We start from the raw sequence: 21819 nt of genomic DNA, 5'->3' as shown, positions 1-21819 counted from the left end.
GGTCATAGCTCCTTCTCGAAGAACCGGCCCGCGTCAGAGAAGCCGTTGGCCCGATAGAACCGAGATGTTCCCTCGACATTGATGCCGGTGGTGACGCCGATCTGCAGATACTTAGCGCCACGAAGCTCTGCCCAGGTCGTCAGGGCATTGACCAGGCGCATCGAGATGATTCCGTGACGGGCGCTTGGCTCGATGAAAAAGGCATACTCGAACGCCAGCAGGTCGGTGGAAAACCATTGCTCGGTGATGCCGCCCAGCAGGGCGCCGATAACAACGCCGTCGCGCTCGGCGACAAACACGACACCGCTGCCATCGATCAGCTCCTGAAGCGACCGACCGACCACCTCGTCGTCATAAGCGTGATTGGCGTAGCGGCTGGTCCTGTGCAACAGGCGGCCCAGCTCGATGATGCGCGGGATATCGCCCGCAGTTGCCGCTCGGATCATGGTCGCCTCAGTCGTTGAAGGTGATTTTCTTGATGACGCACAGCAGGTGGAACGGCAGCGGCTGGTCCTGCTCGATCAGCAGCTGCGCGCGACCGCGTTCCCAGCCCAGGTTCTCCATGCGGTGATCACCGGTGAACAGCGCCGGCGGCTGGTCGAGCACCTGCTCACCCATGCCGCGGAAAGCCACGGTCTGGCCGTTGATCTTGCAGCCGATGGTCTTGTAGAACCGCAGGGTGATTTCGCCGATGCGCATGCTGTTGCCCTGCATGCTGCCGCTGCTGCCCTGCACTTCCGGGGTGAGCGTCTTGATGGTGGTCTTGTAGTGCAGGCCGATCTGGACCTCGTAGGCCTTACGCGGGAGCGTGATGGAGCCACCGGTCACGGTCATCGGCTGCATCGGCACGCCGTCGGCGACGATGTCGACGAGCTTGCCCTCGAGATGACCGAGTCCGGACCAGGTCTCAGCACCCGGCCCGCTGCTGCCGACGATGCCGCAGTCAACGTGCACGCCACTGGTGAAGCGCTCGACGTAGCGCTTCTCGACGCCGTTGATGGTCCGCTTGACCAACACCCACACCTGTTCGCCGTCGGATGCCGGGATCGACGCCACCGATTCATAGGCGCCGTCGGTGATCTGCCGGGCCCAGCCGACCACATCCTGGTCCCGGTCGGCTGTCAGGGTGGCGAGCACGCCATCGGCCCGAACGAGGAACAGCAGGGACTCGCGTTCCTGCTGGTAAGCCATGTCGACGACTCCGCTCTCGGTGATGTGCTCGGACAGCACCGACATATCGGGCGAGCCGTAGGCGTCGGAGTCGTACTTGTAGGCCATGGCCCGGAGCTTGCGGTTGGCGCGCTGCATGAAGTACAGCTCGTTGCCGATGCGTACCGGGCGCACGGGGTTGCAGCCGTATACCGATTGGTTCTTGACCTGGATGTTGGTCGGGGTGATCGGCTTCTCGACGCCGCCGGAGAGCGTGAACTCGCCACCGTAGGTCAGGGCGATCAGCGTCCGGACCTGGCCCATGTGCACGATGGGGTTGATCTGGTCACTGGACACGGTGAACGACATGGCGTCGTCGTCCTTGGTCCCCAGCTCGAAGTTCAGGTATTCGCCGATGCGCGACATCCAGACTGTTTGCGGGAACTCGGGCGAGCCAGCGCAGACGAGCCGTTGCTCGTGCAGAGTGACCGCGCCCGGGTAGCCGTTGGCGACACTCCACACCGACCCTTCCAGCGACCAGGCGCCAGAGATCGAAGCGATTGCCGAGTCGAGCGCACTGGTGATGATCCCGTTGGCCACAGTGGCCGAGGCGATTGTCGTGATCTGCACGATGCCGCGGTTGATGCGCACGTACTTTCCAGCGTCCTCGGCCCGCCAGCCAGCAAGAGCGAGGGTCAGGGTAACGGCTGCACCGACGGGGTCCTTCGCGCTGGGCGTGCAGTTGGCCCGCGGACTTCCAGTCAGGCGCCAGGCACCGGATGGAATAGCCGTGGTGTTGAATGCGGTGCTGATGGTCACCGTTGCACTGGTGCCGCTTGCCACCGCGGTGATCGTGGCGATGCCGGGGCCATACCAGATCTCGCGGCCAACGTCGGCAGCCAGGAACACTGACCCGGAGGCCGTCACGGCAACGCCAGCACCGACGCCAGACGAGGCCAGGGTCAACGAAACGGCCGGCTTGTGGCCGGTCTCGTCGAAAGGCTGGGCAACGAACGGCACCTGCGACAGGGTCCATTCGGTGTTGCTGACGCGGCGCAGCCGATACATCGGCATGGACTGGTGCGCGAGGAACATGGTGTCAGCGCCCTGGACGTAGCCGATCCCGAATAGCATCGCCTCGGTGTAGGGGCTGACCAGTTCCAGCGGCACGCCTGGGCTGCTCTCGATCTGGGTGCCGTCCGGGTAGTAGAACCGCACGTAGAGGTCGCCGAACTCGACCATGTAGGCCTGCGAGCGATTGAACACGTAGGGGATCAGGCGGGCTCGCTTGTTGTCGTACTTCGCCGCTGCACAGAACAGCGTTCCGTCCCGTCGCACACCACCGCCGTGCACGACTGGCCAGCAGTTCTCCATCGTCTCGGCACCGTTCTGGTAGCGGGCGATATCAGTCCGGCCGAGCATGCGCGGGGAGATCTCCCCCGCGGTGAAGTTGGTTTGAACCAAGGTCAGGCGAGGCATTACCAGCCACCTCCGAGACGGGCCGACAGCAGGCGTTCGTCGCCAAGCGTCTGCGGTGGCTCTTCCTGGCCATCGACGGCCTTGGCCACGCGCAGCGCCATCTGGAATTCTTGGGTGCGGGTCTGCTCCATCGAGGCCGACTGGGTCACGGCGTAGGCGATCCTGGCCGCCATGGCGAGCGTCGCCAGGTTGACCAGCGACTCGTCCCAGCTGTTCTCGTCGGTGTTGAGGAACACGTAGCGCAGCTCAAGCGACGTAGTGTCGGCCTGGATCTGGCGCCCTTCGAGCAGGTAGTCGATCTGCTGGCCGCCAGCCGTCACCTCCAGCACGCGCAGGCAGTCGGTCGGGAGCTGGAACTGCTGGCTGTAGCCAAACGCAGGCGGGGTGCTGTCTGGCGCCAGGAGCATGCGCTTGATGGCGCAGTTCCAGGGGTGGCTGCGCAGCAGGTCGTTGCGGACCGTCGGGTACAGGTTCGCGCAGAGCTTCGCGCGATCGAGGTTGGCCGCATCGTTGAATGAGTTGATCGTCTGGGCGCCGAGCATTAGCAGCGCGTTCGAGCAGATGGAAACGGCGGTGGTCATCGTTCGCGCTCCACATAAAAGAACCGGGGCACATGGCCCCGGCTGTCAAATGCCATCCCTGGCGCCCTGTCAGTTCCCGTCGCTGTAACGCACCTTGAGTGCCACGGTGCCAGCGGAGCCGGCTGCAGCGGTCAGGGTGACGGCGATGTCGTACTGCTTGCCCGGATCAGCGGCCAGGCCCAAGGCCTGCCACAGCGGCTTCTCCACATCGGCCAGGCCGAAGCCAGCGCCAGCGTCAGCGGCATCCGCTTCGTGGGTCACGTCCTGGTTTACCAGGGCGCTGGCCAGCGACTGGGCAGAGGCGAAGAAGTCAGCGTCGACGACCGCGCCAGAGTTGACCGCGGGGATGTCGTAGATACCGACGTCGCCAGCGCAGGTGGTGATCGCATCGCAGGACAGCAGCACCTGAGAGATGCGGTCAGCGGAGTCCACGCGCACCAGGCGGTAGACAGAGGCGATGGAATCGCCGCTGACCGCCTCGATCACGCCGAGGGACTCGCGCAGACGCCCGCCGTGGACCTTCTGGGATACCAGGCTTTGCGGGAAGGCATCGCCTGCAGTGCAGGCGGTGGATTTGGTGGTGACTACGGCCATGATGGTTCTCCTGAATTCGTTGGGGTTGGAAACCGCAACCGAGCCTTACGACTCGGTGCAGGCGATCTCCACGACCTTCTCCTCTTCCACGCGCACGGAGCCGAGGCTCTGCTTGGCGTAGATGCGGACGTTGAAGCCTTTGCCCGGGTCCTTGCCCACCTCGGTGGTGATTTCCTTACCCTTGCCCAGAACGACGCCGGACTTGGCGTAGGCGTACAGGTAACGGGTGGTGCTGGCCTTCGGCAGGCGCTCGCTGGGAATCCAGGTAAAGCCCATCCATTTGCCCTTGAGGGAACCCTCCTGCAGCATCTTGCCGGCCAGGAAATCGGCACTGGTCAGGGTGGTGTCGGCCAGGATGTCGGCCAGCGACTGGGCGCTGTAGATCATGAACAGCTCTTCGCCGTTCTCCTCGTCCGCTTCGTTCAGGCGGAAGATCTTCTTGGCCTGGATGATTTTGGTCTTGTTCAGACCAGTGCCACCGACCGCGATCTTCTGGCTGGCCGGCAGCACGATGTTGCCGGTGCTGGAGCGCGAGTTGCCACCCAGGGAGGTGATGATCACGTCGTCCTTGGCGCGGTTCATCGAGGACACCATCGCCTTGACGTAGTCGGACGTGGGGTCGACCAGCATGCGGATCTTGTCCTGATCGTCGACCATGTCGCCGTCTTCCCAGTCGAACAGGTCGACGTAGCGGGTCGAGTGCGGTTGGTCGTTGATCGGGGTATCGCCGTGGCGCTGGGTGCGGCGCTGGGCGGTACGCTGGCCAAGGCGGTTGATCGACTTGGACATGCCGACGATGTTGGGCTCGATGGTGACAGTACCTTCGAGGCGGGATACTTGCTGTTGCGCGACGTGCTTGAAGTTATCGGCGAACTGCTGCACGAACGCTTCGGTAATCTGCTGGCTCATCTGGATGCACTCCAAAGCGAAAGGATTCGGGTTGGTTGCCTGCAGGGTGTCCGCGTGGGCGGGCCTGTGTTCCTGGCGTGCATCGGCTTTGCTTCGCCTCGGGGCTCTCCGGGTATCTGCGCGCCACCGCAGGCCGGCCCATTTCTGGGATGCCTGCGATGGTGGGTCAGCAGTGCGGTCGGTTTCCCGACCATTTGCGGGGGTGTTAAGCGGGGGCTTTGGTGTTGAGGCGGGACGCGGGCTGGTTGTAGCGGGAGGCGTACATGGCATCGAGCTGCGCCTGGATGCCGGGGCGCTTCGGATCGTGGGCCGGCAGGTCCTGCAGCTGCTGGCGCAGCTCGCTGGTCTTGACCGCGAAGTCCTGATCGGTGGCCGGGTTGCCAGCGTTCACCGGCACGTCCTCGTTCAGCTCGCGCCCGATGTTTGCCGCGAACGCCACGAAGTCCGGATCGTTGCCGTACTTGGCCATCAGGTTGTTGAAGCTGCCGATGCCGTCGCCCTCGCTGGCGAAGGCCTGCACGGCGCGATAGGACGCCTTGACGTTCTGCTGCATGTCCTGGTCGGTCTTCCAGACCTCGCGCAGCGCGGCGGTGGCCTCCTGCTGGCTGAGCACGGCATTGCCCTCGAGCAGGCCTGGCGCCGCCTTCAGGTACTCCCCGATGACGAACTCGACCTGGGCATTGGTCAGGCCCTTGGCGTGGGCACCCTTGAGGAACGACTGCGAGGCCTCATCGGCCTTGAACTCGTCCCAGTTGAAGCCCTCGACCTCGATCTTGGGGGCGTACTCGTCATGGGTCTTCGGCGGGGCATCGCCGCTGCCCAGGCGCTTCTCCAAGCTGCCATAGGCCTCGGCCAGCTTGCGGCTGGACTGGGCCAGGTCGAGCGCCCCGTCGGCACCGTTGACGCGGTACTTCTCGGGGATAAAGTCGGTGGTCGCGCCCTGGCTGAGCAGGCTGCCGCCTTCGGCAGGAGGCGTGGCCGGTGGCTGATTGCCGCCGCCCTGCCCGCCATCCGCTGGCGCTTCGGTCTGCAGGTAATGGCCCAGACGGGCATGGACGAACCAGCTCATGCGGCACCCCCGTCAACGATTGCCCAATCGGTCGCCAGCATGTCGGTTTGCGACGCCAGCCAGCCGGGCTGCATCTCGCCGGTTGCGGTACGCATGTCGATATGGCCGTTGATGGTGAAAGTGCCGGTGATCCCGGCCTTGTCGTAGACGCTACCCGGGCGGGCCTCGCTGACGACAGACCCCGGATCCAGCACCAGCCACATGCCCGTTCCGTTCCAGCCAGCGCGGGCGACCTTGTGGCCCTGCTTCAACGCGTAGACGGCCTGGCCGAAGTCCAGACCGCTGACCGCGTCAGCCTCGGGAATGTACTGGTCCAGATCGCGTAGCAGCGCCGAGGCCTGGGTCACCGCCTCAGTGAGCTCAGGCGATGCCCCGCACTTCTCGATAGCCAGGCACACGCAATAAGCCTGGTTCAGCAGTGGGTGACGGTTGATTTGGGTCATGGCTGTTCGTCCTCGTCGGGTTGGTCGGTGGTCACGCCGTTGGCGCGGTTGATGCGGAGCAGAATGTGGTCGAGCACCTCGCGGTGCCCGGCCTGCATGTAGGTCTTGAGGATGGCGTCGATGCCGCCAGTGGTGACGGCATTGCGGGCGAAGCGCTGAATCAGCAGCTCGAGAGCTATCCGCCCTTCGTGGTGATCCTCAAACACCCGCTTGAAGAGCGCGTCCTGTTGCTCGTTGGTCAGCTCGCTCATGCGGCACCCGCCTGTTTCGTGGCGGCCTGGACAACCTGCTGCTGAATGGCGGCCTGCTGCTGTTGCTCGATCGCCTCCTGCTGCCGCTGCTCGCGCTCTTCACGCATGGCGGCAACGTCGGCCTTGCTGCGGATAACAGCGCTCGGCACGCCCAGGGCTTCGCCGCGAATGCGCTGGGCCTCGTCGAGATTGACGTTGTCCATCACGGTCGGATCGATCTGCGCGGCGACGACAGCGCCCTGCACGTACTGGTCGATGGCCGTGACCTCTTCCAGCTTCTGCGAGCGGGCCAGCGGGCTGACATAGCGGATGCTGTAGTTCCGGCCGGCCAGCGACTCTGGGGCCTGGCCGAGCACGCCAGCGCGGTAGGCGATGCCGAAGCAGCGGGTCACCAGGGGTTGCAGGTATTCGGCCTGCAGGCGGCCATACACCGGGCCCAGCAACTGGCGGATCAGCGCCACGCGCACGTGCACTTCGGTCGCGGTCATCGCCGGGCCGTCCTGGGCCTGCAGCTGATCGGCCATCAGTATCTTGCGGATGCTGGCCTGCAGCCGGGCGATCTTGGTCTCCGAGTATTCGAAGTTCGCGCCGGTCTGCAGCGGCTTCATGCTGTCGACGCTGTTGGCGACGATGATCTTCCGGGGGCCAACCTTGACCGTGCGCGGGTTGAGCACGCCGTCGTCTTCGGCAATCCACATGCCAGCAATGGCCAGGTCACCGGCGGCCAGGTCCATGCGGCACAGCTCGTTCAGCGTACGGGCGTCCGGCAGCGCATCCATGACAGGCCCGACGGCATAAACGCTGTCGGGGATCAGCATCCAGCGCGGCACAACGACGGGCATCTCGTGGTAGCCGGACTCGCGAACCATCTTCTTGGCCACGACCTCGACCTGGCAGGAGGCGATCGGCATGTTCTTCGCCATCCGGGCGCCGACCATGTAGGTGCTGCGCGGGTAGATGGCGTGCACGAACTCGACCAGCTCCTGCGGCTTTTCGCGTGCCAGCTTCTGGGTGGTCTCGCTGAGCTCGGTGCCGAACTCGTTCACCGCCTGCTCTGCGGTCAGCTTGTAGCAGCGGTAGACGGTGTCGATGATCCCGCCAGCCTTGGACGCCGAGCAGTAGACGCTGGAGATCGGCCACAGGTCGAAGGTGTAGCCGCCCTTCTCCCGGTCCGAGTCGATGTAAAGGGCGAACCAGCCCGCATCCACGCAGTCGATCAGCCCCTCGAATCCGGCCGAGTCGAAGTTGCTGGCGTGGATGTTTTCCCAGATGAACTGGCTGGCGTCATCGAGCCAGCGCCGCTCCTCGTCCGATTCCTGGCCCACGTCCAGGGAGAACCACAGGGAGTTGGCGGGCGTCATGCCACCCATAATGGCGGAAGCCAGCACGCGGCTGGCATCAGTGGTGGTCGAGTCGATCAGCCTGGCCCGGCGGCGCAGGGCCTCGTCGGCGCTCATGATGTCCGAGTAGAACCCAGAGCCACGGATCGGGTGGGTGTAGTCGTAGCACTCCCGCCAGACCGACTCATGCGGATTGCGCAGCGACTTGAGCGTGCCCAGCGTTTTGACGATCTGGTCGGGGTTCATATCAGGATCCGAGAGTGGACTTGCCCTGGGACAAGACGGTGATTCCCTGCGCGCCGCCGGACGACAGCAGCGAGCTCTCCGCCTTGCGCTTCTTGCGCACGGCCGTCTCTTCGTTGGCCTTGGCGGCTGCGGCATCGGCAGCCTTCTGGGCCTCGACCTGCGGGTCAGGCTGCTGCACGACCTTCGGCTTCTTCGGCTTGCTTCCCATGGGTCAGCCCTCCTGCTTCGGCGCCGGGCACAGCCAACCGTCAGGGGTCAGCACGGGCTGCTTGAGGGTGGTGGGGTCGATGGCGTCTGGCTTGGCCGCGGCCGCCGGCGTGGCTGGTGCCTGCTCGACCTGGGCGGCCTTCAGCGGCTCGCCGCCTGCGGCCAGGCGCAGAGCCTCAGCTTCCGCCTCGGCCTTGGTGCCCTTGAAGTCGCCGACCACGGCGCCGGCAGCATCGACAACGACATGCTTGCCGCCGCCCTTGTGCAGGGTCTTGAACACAGGCGCGGCCGGCGGGGTCTCGGTAGTCGTGGTGGATTGCTGCGGCGCCTGGCCATTGGTGGTGGCGCTCGGATCAGCGGCCGCCGGCGTGGTGGCGGTCTCGCCGGGGGTCTGCGGGGTCAGGGTATCGGGGGCGGGCATTGGTCTGTCCTCGGTTGATGGGGTTCAACGGCGAGGACAGCATCGGTGTGGGGGTTGGTCGGTTTCCCGACTATTTGGCCCTGGCGTGGTATGCCCACCAGTCATCCGGGCCAACCATCGGCAGCAGGGCGCGCTCCCGGCACGTCTGCTGGCACCAGAACGCAACCAGGCGCTCGCCCTCGCTATACCGAGGCTCGGCGCCCTGCTTCCAGCCCAGCAGGGTTGACTTGGGCACGGCCACAGCATCCGCCAGCGACTGCGTGCTGTAGCCATGCCGGCTGATGTCGGCAATGACCTGGAACCAGTCGACCCGCATCGGCTGGGCGGCCTGCATGGTCAGTCCCCAAACGCGCACGCGCGCGATGCTGCGAGTGGCTGGGCGACCATCGCCGCCCTCTGCTGCATTTCGGAGATGACCAACCAGAACGCCTCCGGGTCCTCGTCGAAGTTGAACGGGTGCACGGCGTAGCGGATGCCAGCCATCGCCTCTGGCGCGTAGTCCTCGGCCAGGTACACGTCGACGGCGAGCATTACCCAGCCGTCCTGCAGCTCTCTGCAAGACCAACGCATCACGAACACTCCCCCACCAGCGGAACAACGCGAACAGCAACGCCTGGGGTCTCCCCGAAGCGCTTCGACATGGAGACGTTCACGACCTGGACGTCGTCGCGGAAGACGATGCCGTTGATGCCGTCGCAGATCGCCTTGAGCACGTTGTCGGCGTCCGGCTTCTTGGTCGGCATCACTTCGCCAGCGAGCGCCGCGGCGGTCTTTTTCTTCGACCAGGACGGCGCCACCGGCAGAACTATGCGCAGCTCCATCAGCACGGGGCCTGCGAGCAGCTCGCGCTCGGCCATGGCCTGCTGAGCAACCACGGCGATCAGGCTCTCGTAGTTGGCCGTCTTCTTCGGCGTGAACAGCCGGGCATGGTTGCCCACCTTGCCGACGCGGGGACGGCCTTTGCCGATCGGCTCGCCTGGCACCACGAACGAAACCGGCTTGAGGTCATGCATGGTTGTCTCTCCGTTTGATGCCCAGCATCGCCAGCAGATGGGCGCGTGCTGCCTTGCCATCGGTGGGCAGGCCCTGGGCGGTGATCAGGTCGCGGGCGGTCTGGTGCATCGAGGCCAGCTGCTGCTGCATCGGGCTCTTCGACTCGTGGCCGATGCCCTCGGCGATCTTGTCGTCCAGCGGCTTGCCCATCACGGCGCGGGCTCGAACGATGGCGAAGTTGCGGTTGAAGCGGTCGCGCAGGCCCTTGTCGTTGAGCTTGGCCGTGCGCAGGTCGAACGTGCCGGTGGCCTCTGCTGCCACCCTCACCGCCTCGTGACCGTAGTCGGCGCGCAGCGCCTGGTCCCATGCCTCGGCCTCGCTGGGCAGACCAGGGACGTGCAGGCACATGGCACGGAACTGCGTAGCCGAAGGCGGAAACCGCTTGTCCTCGAGGTCGTTCAGCTGCGACAGGCCGTTGGCGATCTGCCGGCCGTTCAAGCCGCTCAGGTGCTTTGCCCAGGCGTGATCAGGCCTCGGGCAGTCGCCGAAACTCGACGTCCAGCGGTGGCCGAAGGTCTCCACCATCGTCACCCACAGCTTTTCCATCAGTTCCATGCGCAGCGGCTCCACCGCCTTGCGCGGCTCGCTGCTGCTCGATGGATTGCCGGACTCGGTCTGGAGCTGAGAGAGAACGCTGCTTGCCAGTTCCGGTGCCGGAGCTGGTGCTGAGTCCGTTGGCTTGTGCATAGCGATTCTCCCGCTTGAGCTTCTGCGCCAGTTCGTGTTCCCACTGGCCTTGGGATTGGTACTTGTCGGGGCGGTTGATCCAGTACGAACGAAACTCCATCAGCACATCCGCGCTGATGTTGATGGCGCCTAGGCCATTGCGAAGCGCTGTGGCTTTCCAGCCAGTGCTGGTGGGCAGCCAGTCGTCGTGCATCGGGAAGCGGTCGTTTTGCTCGTGCGCGCGGTGACGTGACGTAGGAAGAACTCCGGATAACGGAGGTAGGTTGCTGATCGGCGCGTCCGGTGTTTCTGATCCGGTTGCTGATCCCTGCCCGTCCTCGCTAGAAGCACCGTTATTGCTGGGTTCTGGCTGTGTCTCGGGTGGTTGCTGATCTGGTTGCTGATCTGGTTGCTGATCGGTTGCTGATGTTTCGGGCAGACCATCCCTACTCGCGAGCGGCAGCTGGTAGACCATGGGGCCTATAGGGCGGATTGCATCGAGGGTCACCAGGCGATCGAGCACCGACCTGACGCGCTGGCGGGTGGGTGATCCGGCGTCGTGCCGGCCCCTGGTGGGCGCGATGTACAGCACCTCGCGAAGCATCTGCTCGCTGAGGCGACGGCGAATGCCGGCAATGCCGGTTGCGTAGTCCATGTATCGCCTGATCGAGCAATACAGCAGGAACACGTCGCCTGGCTCTTCAACCAGGGCGGCCCACTCTGCATCGTTGATCTGGAACGCCGGCATCGTCAGTCGAACTCCAGCTGGTCGATGCCCTGGACGTGGTCCATCCAGCGCTTGGCCTGGTGCAGGATCGTCTCGATGTCGCGCTCGTCGAAGCACTTCATGGTGCTCGGCACCACCTTCAGGTCGAGCACGGCCAGGATCTGGCACAGCTGCTCGAACTTCTCAGGCTTCATCCGGCTGATCGTCGCCTCGTCGCAACCGACTGCAAGCGCAACCGGTGCATTGCCTATCGACGCAAGGCGCTGCATGAGAACGGCGTAGTTCTTGCGGGCCCTTACCGTCTGTTCCTGGCTCAATTGCTCCGTGTTCATGATCAGGACGCCAGCTGTTGAGCACCGCTATCGCCGCGCTTCACCTTTCCTTTGGTGATCCGCTCGATCTGGTACTGGCGCAGCTCCGGGACCTCGTCACCCCACATGGTGACGGCGCTCGGACTGATGCCAAGCGCCTCGGCAAGCTTCTTCTTCGAGCCGAAATGATCGGCTGCACATTTGGTTTTCATCACGCACTCCTCTGGCGGAATGCAGTGATTTCAGCATGCTTAATTTAAGGGGTCAAGCCGTGTCTTCAGCATACTGCATGCTTAACTTCAGCTCGCTTAATGTCAGCCGCATGGAAAGACACGAGCGTATAGCCCGAGCCATCGAGCTCAGCGGCAAGAGAAAGGGCGAGATCGCTGCCGCGTGCGGCGTTGCCCCCTCATCCGTTACCCAGTGGATCAGCGGCGAGAGCAAAAGCCTCAAACCGGAGAACCTGTTCGCCCTGGCGAAGGCCACCGGCTTCGCTGCTCAGTGGCTCGGGATTGGCGAGGGCCCTGAGCGGGAACAGATCGACGAGCATGGGAACATCGCCCCTGCCCTGCAGCCGCATCGATCACCCAAGCACTACCCGCTGATCAGCTGGGTTGCCGCCGGAGAGCGCGCAGAATCACCAGACAATCACTGCCCAGGCGACGGGGAGGAAATGATCGAGTCGACAGAAAATGCCGGCCTGTATGGATATTGGCTTACAGTCAAAGGGCTCTCCATGAAGTCAGACGGCACCCCCAGCTTTCCCGAGGGGATCAAGATCCTGGTGCGCCCAGAAGGCTTCGACGTGATCAGCGGCAAGTTCTACATTGCTAAACACCGCGACGGCGAAACCACCTTCAAGCAGTACGTCCGCGATGCCGGTACTGAGTACCTGGTGCCGCTGAATCCGACGTTCAAGACGGTTGAAATGGATGGCGAGTGGCGGCTAATCGGCCGCGTCGTGGACGCGAAGATCACGGGGCTTTAGTCCAACAGGAGGTTGACCATGACGAGCACATGGCGAAACGTCGCACTGCTCTCTGTCGGGGTGTTGATCTTTGCGGCTGCAAAGGTGTACTTCGACAACCGCAGCAGAAGTAGCGCTGGCCACGAACTTGCACTAAAAATTGCCGCCGAGATAAACAAAACTGCCCCGAGAACAATTGATGAAGTAACGGTGCTCGATAGAGCAACTGCAGGCTCAGGCTCTGTAGTAATAACCCACTACACCATCACGGGACTATCAGCGGCAAATATCGATCGCGAAGAGCTAGCCAAGATAAAGCCTGCCGTTGTCTCACAGCTATGCGGTGGCGACTTAAACAAGGCACTTGGGGCGGGTATCGCCTTTGAATATCAGTATCGAGACAAGACGGGGAATTTGATCACCGCCATTACGGTGTCTAGGGCCGACTGCGGATGAGCCTCCGCTCCCTCCTCTACTGGATCGACCGCGCCTTTAACGGCGACCGTAGACCAATATGGTTCGCGGGGTGCTGGCTGTTGATGGTGCTTGTTATTGCGATGGGGATGTTCATGTATGAGCGATGATAGTAAAGAAGATCAACCGAAGGATTTTGTAGAATTAATCGGCCAGAACATTGGCCAACTGTTTGTGATTTCAATGTTTCAGGCTAGGGCAACGCTGACATTGGCCAATGCTATAAAAGAAGACCCTGCCGTATCAGCAGAGACAAAAGAAAAAGCTGAAGAATCGCTGCAGATCATCGACAAGATTATCGAGCAGATGGAAACAGCGTTACCAAATCTCACTACGCCAGTAACTATCAGGGAGTTGTTCGGGAGGGGCCATGAGTAACGTCAATACGAGCGTTCAGGAAGCTCTCACCGTGCTGAAGAACGCCAGGGAGCAGGCCAGGAAAGGCGGTGACAATGGCGGCGGTGGCGACCATACTGGAGGTCATGAACCACCTGGAGGCAACGGCGTGGAAGCGCGAGTAGCGAAGCTCGAAAGCGACGTCGAGTACATCAAGCGCGACGTTGGCGAGATTGCCCACTCGATTAAGGTCATTCAAGGCGACGTTGGCGTCTTGAAGACCCAATCGGCTGTTCTCATTGAGCGCACCGATACCATCAAGTCCGACATGGTCACCAAGGCTCAGCTCGCTATGTACGCTGCTGGAACCCTGGTCGCCATCGTTGCTGGCACCTGGTGGATCGTCCAGCAGTACCTGGCCCCGATCCTGGTTGGCCTATCCAAACTGCCCACGACCTAAACCAGTTCACCTCATAGAAGCCCGCCTCGAGCGGGCTTTTTTGTGCCTGCAACATTCAGCATTCTGAAATTATTCATTCAGCATGCTTGACCTTTAATTTCAGCTTGCTTAAATTTACCCCATCGCCAGCCACAACCGGCCAGCGATGGGCAGCGATGAACCGGCCCAGACGGTTCAGAGGGGATGCCTCACCCCGGGCGTGCAGCGTAAAGCGCCAGAAGTCGAGAGTCGGCAGCCAACCCAGCGTGGCCGACTGTTGGGCCCACAGGGCCCCCGAGAGCCGAAAGGCAGCCAAGGCCACCGTGGCTTAACGGAGCCCATGAGATACCGATTTTCTTGATGCCCTTGGCGACAGGGGCATCCGGAAAGGCTGGTTCGACTCCAGCTCAATCGCAGAGGTTCGGTGAGACGGGGGACGGTTCGATTCCGTGATGTGTCGCTGGGCGACAAAGGCGTGACAGTCGGGAAAGACCGGCCCATCCGCGCGAGCGGATCGGGGAGTGATCTGAGGCGTGGAAGCTGGACCAAGCCCTTAGGCTTGGCCCTTGAACACGCGGGAAGCGCGGGAACAAGCGCGCATGTGGGCGGCTCCGGCCGCTGAAGTTCCGGGCATCGGCACAGTCACCGCGGACGCGGCAATTACCCGAGAAGCGCACCGATGCCGCAGCCAGGGTCGCGCCTGGCCAGATCACTCCCCGATGCGCTCCCCGCATCACCTGCACGCAACTTGCCCCGGTCCGCCGGGGCCTTTTTATCCACGCCTCTTTCCGCATGAGCCCTGGCCCACTCCTTGGTCAGGGTGCGCTTCACGGCTGCCAGGGCTCAGCCGGAAACAGGCGATCAGCGAGGACAACGCCATGAAGACCCTGCACGACATCGAGCAGATCGTTCACGCCGGCATCGAGAACGGCGACCCCGACACGCTTGACCAGTACGTCGAGCACTGCGCCGACAACCTCGACCCGGTGCACGTCTGCGACCTGATCAAGGCACTGATCTGCGGCGACAGCGCCGGCAAGCACCTGGCGCTGATCAAGATTGAAGGCCGCATTGACCGCCAGCGCGCCGAGTTCACTGAAATGGAGGCGCTGCGCCGTGCTCGCCTCGCTGATGACATGGAGGCAGCAGCATGAAACCACAAGAGTTCGCCGGTAAGACCCTATCCCAAGCCCGCGCCCTGGCGGCGCGCTACGGCTTCACCGAAGGCGGCTTCGTCTACATCAGCGGCGGCCTGTGCGTGCTGCGGTTCGAGGTGAAGCCATGAAAGACGCCGTCGGCTATCTGTGCCTGACCATCCTGGTGATCCTCTTTGTCGGGCAAGACCCGTTGATCGATCGCATCGGCCGCCAGCCTTCGTACTGCCAGCCCTCTGCGGCTCGCTGACCACTTCCTGCTTCGCCTCCCTACCAACCCTATTCGCTGCGCCAGCGCGCGGCGGGAGAAAGTCATGTCCGATTTAGCCCTCAAACAAACCTTCAGCCTGATGCCGCAGAACATCGACGAGGCGCTGCGCTTCGCCGAGCACCTGTCCCAGGCAGACATCGTGCCGAAGGACTACCACCGCAAGCCGGGCAATGTCCTGGTTGCCATCCAGTGGGGCATGGAGCTCGGCCTCCAGCCGATGCAAGCCATGCAGAACATCGCCGTGATCAACGGACGCCCGTCGCTCTGGGGTGACGCGGTGATCGCCCTGGTCCGTAGCTCGCCGCTCTGTGAATACATCTACGAGAGCGACGACGGCGAGACGGCCACTTGCCGGGTGAAGCGCCACGGCGAGGAAGAGCAGTTCCGCACCTTCAGCATGGTCGACGCCAAATTGGCCGGCCTGGCCGGCAAGCAAGGTCCCTGGAGCCAGTACCCCAAGCGGATGCGCCAGATGCGTGCCCGCGCCTTCGCCCTGCGCGACGTGTTCCCAGACGTGCTGCGCGGCATGCCCGTCGCCGAAGAGCTGATGGACACGCCCACCGAGCGCGAAGTCGGCCCGGCCCGCCAGGCCGAGGCGCCCAAGGAGTTGCCGCCCTACCCCGACAGCAAGCTCGACGACAGCCGCGAGCAGTGGACCGGAATGATCGCCGCCGGCAAGACCAACCCCGAGCATCTGATCACCACGATCAGCAGCAAGTACACCCTCAGCGACGCGCAGAAGGACAAGATCCGCGCGCTCGCTCCTATCGAAGGAGAAGCCACCGATGCAAGTGCATAACGTCCAGCAGGGCACGCCCGAGTGGCACGCCCTTCGCGCCAACCACTTCACCGCTTCCGAGGCGCCCGCGATGATGGGCGCCTCGAAGTACCAGAGCCGCACCGACCTGCTGACCCAGAAGAAGACCGGCATCGTGCCGGAGGTCACCGCGGCGCAGCAGAACCTGTTCGACCTGGGTCACGCCACCGAGGAAATGGCCCGCCCCCTCGTCGAAGAGCTGATCGGCGAAGAGCTGTTCCCCATCGTCGGCACCAGCGGCAACCTGCTGGCCAGCCTGGATGGCGCCACGATGCTGGGTGACACCCTGTTCGAGCACAAGCTCTGGAACGAGAAGGTCGCCTCCCAGGTCCGCACTGGCGAGCTGGAGCCGCACTACTACTGGCAGCTGGAGCAGCAACTGCTGGTCAGCGGCGCCGAGCGGGTGATCTTCGTTTGCTCCGATGGCACCCGCGAGAACTTCGCATCCATGGAATACCGCCCGGTCCCTGGCCGCGCCGAGCAGCTGATCGCCGGCTGGAAGCAGTTCGAGGAAGAGCTGGCCGAGTTCGTGCCGCAGGAAACCAAGGTGGAAGCGGTCGGCCTGGCGCCGGAGCAGCTGCCGGCGCTGCGCGTCGAGGTCACCGGCATGGTGAAGGCGTCCAACCTGGACGAGTTCAAGCGCCACGCCCTGGCCGTGCTGGGCAGCATCAACACCACGCTCGAGAGCGATCAGGACTTCGCCGACGCCGACAAGACCGTGAAATGGTGCGGCGACGTCGAAGAGCGCCTGGAGCTGGTGAAGCAGCAGATCCTCGGCCAGACGACCGACATAGACCAGGTATTCCGCACCATCGACGAGATCAGCGCCCAGACCCGCGCCAAGCGCCTGGAGCTGAACAAGATGGTCGAGAGCCGGAAGAAGTCGATCCGCGAAGAGATCGTGATCAGCGCGACCAAGGCCCTGCAGGACCACATCGACCAGATCAACGCCACTCTCGGCGGCAAGATCCGCATGCCCAGGGTGCCGGCCGACTTCGCCAACGCCATCAAGGGCAAGAAGACGGTGGCCAGCCTGCAGGAGGCCGCCGATACCGAACTGGCCCGGGCCAAGATCGAGGCCAGCCGGATTGCCGATGGCATCCGCGCCAACATCGCCAGCTTGAACGAGCTGGCGCGCGCCCATGCCTTCCTGTTCCACGACGCCCAGGACCTGGTGCTGAAGGCCAACGACGACCTGGTCGCTCTGATCAAGCTGCGCATCAGCGAGCACGAAGCGGCCGAGGCAGAGAAACGCCGCCTTGCTGCAGAGCAGGCCGAGCGCGAAGCCGAAGCCGAGCGCCAGCTCCTGGCCCAGCAGCAGGAACCAGCGCCGGTGCAGGTCCAGCAGGTCGAGCAGATCTACTCGCCGGAAGAGGCAGCGCCAGCACCGGTCGCCGCAGAGGTGACGCAGGTCACCCAGCCGGCGGCCGACGACGGCCAACGCATCAAGCTCGGCGACATCACCGCCCGCCTCGGCTTCACCCTGACGGCGGACTTTCTGCTGTCGCTGGGCTTCGAGCCAGTCGAGCAGGAGCGCGCCGCCAAGCTCTACCGCGCCAGCGACTTCCCGCGCATCTGCGCTGCCCTGATCACCCACATCCAAGGCGTACAGCTGAACCAGGCTGCCGCCTGAGTCCGGAGCTCCTATGGCCGCGATCACCGTCGAAGAAACCTACGACCACGTTGAAGAGTTCATCGCGCTGCTCGCAGCTGCCGAGCTGCATGCCTCGACGGCATGGGAAATCAACTTCACCGAAGACATGCGGGCCAAGTTCAACTGGCACGGCCCGCGCACCAACCTGAGCGCTGCCCAGCGGCAGACGCTTGAACGCATCGCCAAAAGCTGAGGAATCTACCCGATGAAAGTTGCACACGCCGCAATCATTAAACGCGCCGAGAGTGAAGGCCTGTTCCCTGCCGAGATGGCCAGCGAGCTGCTGGAGCACGACCTGGTACAGCTCACCCTTGACCAGCTCCAAGGCCAGACGGCCGTCTATGGCAGCTTGAGTGAGCAGGGCCAGCAGGAAGTCATCGAGCGGGTCACCCTGGGAGTGAAGGCCGCTGTGAAGATGGCGATCCGCATCATTGCCGCCAACGGCGCCGCCGCGGTGCCGGTCGACGTGAAGCGCGTCCAGGTCGACGAGAAGAAGCTGACGGTCACCCTGTCGGTCGACGGTAAGGACCCGCGCAAGCACGACCTCGTCGATAGCGCCGGCCGCCTCTGCATGCTGGTGATGGCCCCGGACGAGTACGGCGAGGGCCTGGATGGCATCACCCCGGACCGCGACCAGAAGGAGCTGCCGCTGTCTGCGGCTGAGCTGGCGGCCGGTATGGGGTTGACGGGCAGCCAGCAGCCAGAGCAACCGGAGAGCGGCGGCGCAGGCAACATGCTCGACGACCTCAACAGCCTCAACGACCCGACCATCGAGGACGTCACCCGCCTGGTGCGTGAATCGGGCGGCAGCATCGACCTGACGTTCCTGCAGCAGCACCTGGCCGTCGACAGCAGCAAGGCCACTTCCCTGCTGTTCCAGCTGGTCGAGGATGGCGTCATCGCCGTGGAGAACAGCGATGCCGCGAACAGCGCCGATTACACCTACAAGGTGCTGCCGCTCGCCGACGCCAGCTGATCGCCGCCCGCTAGACCATAGCCGCCTTCGGGCGGCTTTCTTTTCCCCAAAGAGAGCCCCATGGCTGCCTACTACAACGAAATCGACCCGTATGCAGCGCAGTGGCTCCGCAACCTGATCAAGGGGGGGCACATCGCGCCCGGCGACGTGGACGAACGCTCGATCGAGGATGTGCACCCAGATGACCTGCGCCCCTACACCCAATGCCATTTCTTCGCCGGGATCGGCGCCTGGTCGCTCTCCCTTCGCCGCGCCGGCTGGCCAGACAGTCGACCTGTTTGGACCGGTTCCTGTCCGTGCCAACCTTTCTCCTCGGCAGGCCAGGGCGCTGGGTTTGATGACGAGCGGCACCTCTGGCCGGACTTCCATTGGCTCATCCGCGAGCGCCGCCCTGTGCTCGTCTTTGGTGAACAGGTTGCGAGCAAGGACGCAGACCCTTGGGTCGACCTTGTACAGGCTGACCTGGAAGCCATGGGTTACGCCTTCGGGGCAGTCCCGTTTCCGGCTGCGGGCGTCGGTTCCCCGAACATCCGCGACCGGCTCTACTGGGTGGCCGACTCCCGTGGTGCGCGATTTACGGAACAGCTGCGGATCGGAGACGAACGACAGCCGACATGCGGGCCGGGACTTGCCGCGCTGCGCGGGGCTGACTCGCATGGATCAGCCGGCCCGGTTAACGGTCTCTGGACTGATGCTGACTGGCTCTTCTGCCGGGATGGAAAGTGGCGGCCAGTTGAACCCGGCACATTCCCGCTGGCTGATGGGGCTGCCTCCCGAGTGGGACGCCTGCGCGCCTACGGAAACGCCATCAATGCTGAAGCGGCGGCGCAGTTCATAGGCGCCTACCTGGACGCCACGGCCTGACGAAATGCTATGGACGGCACCGGTAGGCAGCCGCAGAATACTGGTTGCACATACAGTATTTCTGCAGCCATGCATTTCGAGATCATCCCCATCTATGAGCGCGGCGTCAGGCGAGACTGGAAGGTTCTGCACAAGCTCCCCCGAATAAGCGCTGACATCCATATCCGGAAAGATCAGTTCGGCCCTCTCGGCCGAGAAAGCCTGACGGCCTACCTGCACAGCGCCTCGCTGCCCAGGAGCGTGCATCAGCACCAGGAGCCGCAGGATCTTCCACCGCTCTGGGACGTTCGCCTTGAAGGGATGGCCACCCTCGCCTTCATCATCGAGGGCGTCGAGTTCATCGGCGGGCAGATGTACCAGCAGGCCTGGCACTGCAAGGTGTCAGACCACAAGATCCAGGTGCCCTGGACCATGTGCCAGCGGTCGACGCTGAATGAGCTGATCTAGCAGAGCATGGACAGCGCCTGCAGGGCCGCCGCCAGAGAGGCTGTTCCAGCTGCAGCAGTGTTCCAGCGGGCTTGGCTTTTCAGCGTTGCGAGAATGTCATTGCCGTTACCGTCACCGAGAACGAGCCCGCCGGACAACCCGGAATTGTCGGGTCGATCATCTTGCTTGGTCTTCACCAAGGCCGAGACGAGCCATAGAACTGCAGAAACCAGGGCGGCCACCGCAGCTGCCACCTGAAGCCAATTAGTCGCGCAAGTCATCAAGCCTCCTGATCCGGCCGATTGCCGTTTCGCTTGAACCTACCCCACCCCCATTCGCCACGCCACCCGGAGCGATGAACAACATGCAACTCGAACCCGAGGATCACCCGATCTATCGGGCGGGCCACGCTGCGCGCCTGTCTGGCGCAAGCCGGCTCGCCTGCCCTCACGGACTGCACGACATGCGCCAGCACTGCCTCTGGCTTGCTGGGTGGCACGACGCCGACATGGAGATATCAGCATGAGCGGCATGACCGAAAGCGCAGCCGTGAAGCGGATCAACGCGCAGTGCAGCAAACCCAAGCCCAGGACCGCCAAGCACATCCCGACCAATCACCTATTCGAGGTGGTGCTGGAGATCCCCGGCGCCGGCGTCGAGCTGGTGGACCTGGAGGGACGTGCCAAGTACGCCACCTGGGCGGCCTGGACCGACGGAGACCTATGGAGGGTGATGCCGTGACCTACGACCCGCGCCAACAGCTCGACAGCGAAGAACGCGCCGAGCTCGAACGCTACGCCGGCCCGTTCTGGCCGCTGATATCCATTGCCCTGCTGCTGGGCCTACTGATCTGGAGCATGTCATGAGCAACGACCACAACGCTGACGAGTGCAAGCGGTTTGCGGGGGAGCGGGAGGCGTTCGAGGCGCGATTCAAAGAATGCATGTCGATGCGGAAAGACGAGCGTGGTCGATATAAGGACCAAACAACGGTAACGGCATGGTTCGTCTGGCAAGCCCGCGCCCCGCATCCTGCGCCGGTAGTGCCGGAGAAGATCGAATCCATCCGGCTCTGGTTCTTCCGTGACCTGTCCGACTCGCAACGGCTCGGCCTGTTCTCGATTTGCGGTTGGCCAGCTCATGAGCTGACGACGCATTCGGCTCAAAGTCTGGTGCTGCGCAAGCTGCTCGCCGCCGCGCCAGCGCAAGGGCAGCAGGTGGAGCATCCGTCGTTGTTCGCCCGCCTGGTTGAGCAGGAGAAGGAGATTGGCGGGCTGCGTGAAGAACTCGCGGCGCTCAAGGCGCAGCAGGCAGAGCAGAAGCCGGTGGCAGAGTTCGGCAGTGACTGCATATTCAACTTGCGCAAACAGCCTAGCGGAGAGCGCTGGCCCGTGGGAACCAAGCTCTACACCGCCCCGACCCCGCAGCCGGACGCGGGCGGGCCGGTGGATGCCGTAGACCGAGCCATTGAGTGGCTTGATTGTCAGGCAATGGCCGAGTCCGAGCCGGTTGACGAGGCACTGCGCGCCTTCAGCGAGGATTCAACCCTGGATAACGCCACGGCTCTGGTCATGGCGGTGCGCGCCGCCCACGACAAGCAGAGCGGGGAGACCAGCCATGACTGAGAACAAAGAGAAAGAGGTCTGGGTCGTCTGGCAGAACACGGACCTGACCGAAGGCCGCGGCCATGAAGTGCCGATACTGGTCTGCGAGACAAAATCAACCGCGCTGCGGATGGCCAAGAAACAGGGCGTCCAAGGCTCCGATGCTTCTGTCACCTCGTTCAAGGCAACGCACATCAACGGCCACTGGTGCGCACCCGTGGTGATCGTCAAGGCAACCAAGGCAGACCAGGCCGCCGAGCAAAGCCGCATTCAGTTCGAGAGCGTGCTGGAGAAGGCCAAGGCCCTAGGCCTTAGCCCGGAAGAGCTGCAGATCATCGCGAGACCCAAGCCGTGACGCCGATCTTCTGCCGCGACACCCGCCAGCCCTACCC

The 21819-nt window shown here is 63.7% G+C and carries 36 protein-coding genes; 17 read left to right on the top strand and 19 right to left on the bottom strand.

Annotated elements, in window-relative coordinates:
* Positions 1-2: 2 nt before the first annotated feature.
* From FFS62_RS06715 to FFS62_RS06630, 18 genes are all read right to left on the bottom strand, one after another.
* Positions 3-446, bottom strand: coding sequence for a GNAT family N-acetyltransferase (locus FFS62_RS06715; RefSeq protein WP_137972002.1), 444 nt, complete (start codon positions 444-446; stop codon positions 3-5).
* A 7-nt stretch (positions 447-453) separates the two neighbouring features.
* Entirely contained in the window at positions 454-2628 is a 2175-nt protein-coding gene (locus FFS62_RS06710; protein WP_137972001.1) for a hypothetical protein, read from the bottom strand.
* Positions 2628-3209 (bottom strand): hypothetical protein, encoded by a 582-nt coding sequence (locus FFS62_RS06705; protein ID WP_137972000.1) that lies wholly within the window; start codon positions 3207-3209, stop codon positions 2628-2630. Before FFS62_RS06705 ends, FFS62_RS06710 begins: the two co-directional genes overlap by 1 nt.
* Before the next feature lie 69 nt (positions 3210-3278).
* Complete coding sequence (locus FFS62_RS06700) at positions 3279-3803, bottom strand: hypothetical protein (RefSeq protein ID WP_137971999.1); 525 nt, start codon at positions 3801-3803, stop codon at positions 3279-3281.
* Positions 3804-3848: 45 nt separating this feature from the next.
* On the bottom strand, positions 3849-4712 hold the full coding sequence (locus tag FFS62_RS06695) for a phage capsid protein (RefSeq protein ID WP_137971998.1): 864 nt from the start codon (positions 4710-4712) through the stop codon (positions 3849-3851).
* A 205-nt stretch (positions 4713-4917) separates the two neighbouring features.
* Entirely contained in the window at positions 4918-5781 is an 864-nt protein-coding gene (locus FFS62_RS06690; protein ID WP_137971997.1) for a hypothetical protein, read from the bottom strand.
* Positions 5778-6224 carry a DUF2829 domain-containing protein gene (locus FFS62_RS23255; RefSeq protein ID WP_218569272.1) on the bottom strand — a complete coding sequence of 149 codons (447 nt, stop codon included), beginning with the start codon at positions 6222-6224 and terminating at the stop codon, positions 5778-5780. The genes FFS62_RS06690 and FFS62_RS23255 overlap by 4 nt, the downstream gene beginning before the upstream one ends.
* Positions 6221-6475, bottom strand: coding sequence for a hypothetical protein (locus FFS62_RS06680; protein WP_137971996.1), 255 nt, complete (start codon positions 6473-6475; stop codon positions 6221-6223). Before FFS62_RS06680 ends, FFS62_RS23255 begins: the two co-directional genes overlap by 4 nt.
* Positions 6472-8061, bottom strand: coding sequence for a portal protein (locus tag FFS62_RS06675; RefSeq protein ID WP_137971995.1), 1590 nt, complete (start codon positions 8059-8061; stop codon positions 6472-6474). Before FFS62_RS06675 ends, FFS62_RS06680 begins: the two co-directional genes overlap by 4 nt.
* 1 nt (position 8062) lies before the next feature.
* On the bottom strand, positions 8063-8269 hold the full coding sequence (locus tag FFS62_RS06670; protein ID WP_137971994.1) for a hypothetical protein: 207 nt from the start codon (positions 8267-8269) through the stop codon (positions 8063-8065).
* A 3-nt stretch (positions 8270-8272) separates the two neighbouring features.
* Positions 8273-8689: a hypothetical protein gene (locus FFS62_RS06665; protein ID WP_137971993.1), complete on the bottom strand. Its 417-nt coding sequence runs from the start codon at positions 8687-8689 to the stop codon at positions 8273-8275.
* Positions 8690-8759: 70 nt separating this feature from the next.
* The gene (locus FFS62_RS06660; RefSeq protein ID WP_137971992.1) at positions 8760-9044 is read right to left on the bottom strand and encodes a hypothetical protein; all 285 of its coding nucleotides are present in this window, start codon (positions 9042-9044) and stop codon (positions 8760-8762) included.
* On the bottom strand, positions 9026-9220 hold the full coding sequence (locus tag FFS62_RS06655; protein ID WP_137971991.1) for a hypothetical protein: 195 nt from the start codon (positions 9218-9220) through the stop codon (positions 9026-9028). Before FFS62_RS06655 ends, FFS62_RS06660 begins: the two co-directional genes overlap by 19 nt.
* A gap of 38 nt (positions 9221-9258) precedes the next feature.
* Positions 9259-9702, bottom strand: coding sequence for a RusA family crossover junction endodeoxyribonuclease (locus FFS62_RS06650; protein WP_137971990.1), 444 nt, complete (start codon positions 9700-9702; stop codon positions 9259-9261).
* Positions 9695-10090, bottom strand: coding sequence for a hypothetical protein (locus FFS62_RS06645; RefSeq protein ID WP_256662125.1), 396 nt, complete (start codon positions 10088-10090; stop codon positions 9695-9697). Before FFS62_RS06645 ends, FFS62_RS06650 begins: the two co-directional genes overlap by 8 nt.
* A 118-nt stretch (positions 10091-10208) precedes the next feature.
* Complete coding sequence (locus FFS62_RS06640) at positions 10209-11156, bottom strand: DnaT-like ssDNA-binding domain-containing protein (protein WP_137971989.1); 948 nt, start codon at positions 11154-11156, stop codon at positions 10209-10211.
* 2 nt (positions 11157-11158) lie between these two features.
* Positions 11159-11467: a CII family transcriptional regulator gene (locus FFS62_RS06635; protein WP_137971988.1), complete on the bottom strand. Its 309-nt coding sequence runs from the start codon at positions 11465-11467 to the stop codon at positions 11159-11161.
* 2 nt (positions 11468-11469) lie between these two features.
* Positions 11470-11658, bottom strand: a complete 189-nt coding sequence (locus tag FFS62_RS06630; RefSeq protein ID WP_137971987.1) for a Cro/CI family transcriptional regulator — start codon at positions 11656-11658, stop codon at positions 11470-11472.
* Positions 11659-11768: 110 nt separating this feature from the next.
* Here FFS62_RS06630 and FFS62_RS06625 point away from each other — a divergent pair, with 110 nt between their 5' ends.
* From FFS62_RS06625 to FFS62_RS06575, 13 genes are all read left to right on the top strand, one after another.
* Positions 11769-12434 (top strand): LexA family transcriptional regulator, encoded by a 666-nt coding sequence (locus FFS62_RS06625; RefSeq protein ID WP_171016290.1) that lies wholly within the window; start codon positions 11769-11771, stop codon positions 12432-12434.
* Between the two features lie 18 nt (positions 12435-12452).
* Positions 12453-12869 (top strand): hypothetical protein, encoded by a 417-nt coding sequence (locus FFS62_RS06620; RefSeq protein ID WP_137971985.1) that lies wholly within the window; start codon positions 12453-12455, stop codon positions 12867-12869.
* 117 nt (positions 12870-12986) lie between these two features.
* On the top strand, positions 12987-13265 hold the full coding sequence (locus FFS62_RS06615; RefSeq protein ID WP_137971984.1) for a hypothetical protein: 279 nt from the start codon (positions 12987-12989) through the stop codon (positions 13263-13265).
* Positions 13258-13683, top strand: coding sequence for a hypothetical protein (locus FFS62_RS23235; protein WP_178084350.1), 426 nt, complete (start codon positions 13258-13260; stop codon positions 13681-13683). The genes FFS62_RS06615 and FFS62_RS23235 overlap by 8 nt, the downstream gene beginning before the upstream one ends.
* Positions 13684-14540: 857 nt before the next feature.
* Positions 14541-14816, top strand: a complete 276-nt coding sequence (locus FFS62_RS06605) for a hypothetical protein (RefSeq protein ID WP_137971983.1) — start codon at positions 14541-14543, stop codon at positions 14814-14816.
* Positions 14813-14947 carry a hypothetical protein gene (locus FFS62_RS23400; protein ID WP_256662124.1) on the top strand — a complete coding sequence of 45 codons (135 nt, stop codon included), beginning with the start codon at positions 14813-14815 and terminating at the stop codon, positions 14945-14947. Before FFS62_RS06605 ends, FFS62_RS23400 begins: the two co-directional genes overlap by 4 nt.
* Complete coding sequence (locus FFS62_RS23395; protein ID WP_256662123.1) at positions 14944-15066, top strand: hypothetical protein; 123 nt, start codon at positions 14944-14946, stop codon at positions 15064-15066. Before FFS62_RS23400 ends, FFS62_RS23395 begins: the two co-directional genes overlap by 4 nt.
* 64 nt (positions 15067-15130) lie before the next feature.
* Positions 15131-15886: a recombinase RecT gene (locus tag FFS62_RS06600; RefSeq protein WP_137971982.1), complete on the top strand. Its 756-nt coding sequence runs from the start codon at positions 15131-15133 to the stop codon at positions 15884-15886.
* Complete coding sequence (locus FFS62_RS06595) at positions 15873-17537, top strand: YqaJ viral recombinase family protein (protein WP_137971981.1); 1665 nt, start codon at positions 15873-15875, stop codon at positions 17535-17537. The genes FFS62_RS06600 and FFS62_RS06595 overlap by 14 nt, the downstream gene beginning before the upstream one ends.
* Positions 17538-17550: 13 nt before the next feature.
* Positions 17551-17751, top strand: a complete 201-nt coding sequence (locus tag FFS62_RS06590; protein WP_137971980.1) for a hypothetical protein — start codon at positions 17551-17553, stop codon at positions 17749-17751.
* Positions 17752-17763: 12 nt separating this feature from the next.
* Complete coding sequence (locus tag FFS62_RS06585; protein WP_137971979.1) at positions 17764-18534, top strand: hypothetical protein; 771 nt, start codon at positions 17764-17766, stop codon at positions 18532-18534.
* Between the two features lie 60 nt (positions 18535-18594).
* A complete protein-coding gene (locus FFS62_RS06580; protein ID WP_137971978.1) occupies positions 18595-19398 on the top strand; it encodes a DNA cytosine methyltransferase in 804 nt (267 codons plus the stop codon).
* Between the two features lie 69 nt (positions 19399-19467).
* Positions 19468-19845 (top strand): hypothetical protein, encoded by a 378-nt coding sequence (locus tag FFS62_RS06575; protein ID WP_137971977.1) that lies wholly within the window; start codon positions 19468-19470, stop codon positions 19843-19845.
* On the opposite strand, the gene FFS62_RS06570 is transcribed toward FFS62_RS06575, so the two are convergent.
* Positions 19842-20105 carry a hypothetical protein gene (locus tag FFS62_RS06570; protein WP_137971976.1) on the bottom strand — a complete coding sequence of 88 codons (264 nt, stop codon included), beginning with the start codon at positions 20103-20105 and terminating at the stop codon, positions 19842-19844. The two genes, FFS62_RS06575 and FFS62_RS06570, sit on opposite strands and share 4 nt — an antisense overlap.
* Positions 20106-20346: 241 nt before the next feature.
* On the opposite strand from FFS62_RS06570, the gene FFS62_RS06565 reads away from it, so the two are divergent.
* From FFS62_RS06565 to FFS62_RS06555, 4 genes are read left to right on the top strand one after another with little or no spacing between them, the layout of a single operon-like run.
* On the top strand, positions 20347-20565 hold the full coding sequence (locus FFS62_RS06565) for a hypothetical protein (RefSeq protein WP_137971975.1): 219 nt from the start codon (positions 20347-20349) through the stop codon (positions 20563-20565).
* Complete coding sequence (locus FFS62_RS23390) at positions 20562-20690, top strand: hypothetical protein (RefSeq protein WP_256662122.1); 129 nt, start codon at positions 20562-20564, stop codon at positions 20688-20690. The genes FFS62_RS06565 and FFS62_RS23390 overlap by 4 nt, the downstream gene beginning before the upstream one ends.
* Positions 20687-21448, top strand: coding sequence for a hypothetical protein (locus FFS62_RS06560; RefSeq protein WP_137971974.1), 762 nt, complete (start codon positions 20687-20689; stop codon positions 21446-21448). The genes FFS62_RS23390 and FFS62_RS06560 overlap by 4 nt, the downstream gene beginning before the upstream one ends.
* Positions 21441-21782: a hypothetical protein gene (locus FFS62_RS06555; RefSeq protein WP_137971973.1), complete on the top strand. Its 342-nt coding sequence runs from the start codon at positions 21441-21443 to the stop codon at positions 21780-21782. Before FFS62_RS06560 ends, FFS62_RS06555 begins: the two co-directional genes overlap by 8 nt.
* Positions 21783-21819 lie beyond the last annotated feature (37 nt).

Source organism: Pseudomonas sp. F(2018) (assembly GCF_005508865.1).
Lineage (GTDB): Bacteria > Pseudomonadota > Gammaproteobacteria > Pseudomonadales > Pseudomonadaceae > Aquipseudomonas.
Note: the sequence above shows the minus strand (reverse complement) of the source record. Positions and strands in the feature narration are given on the sequence as shown.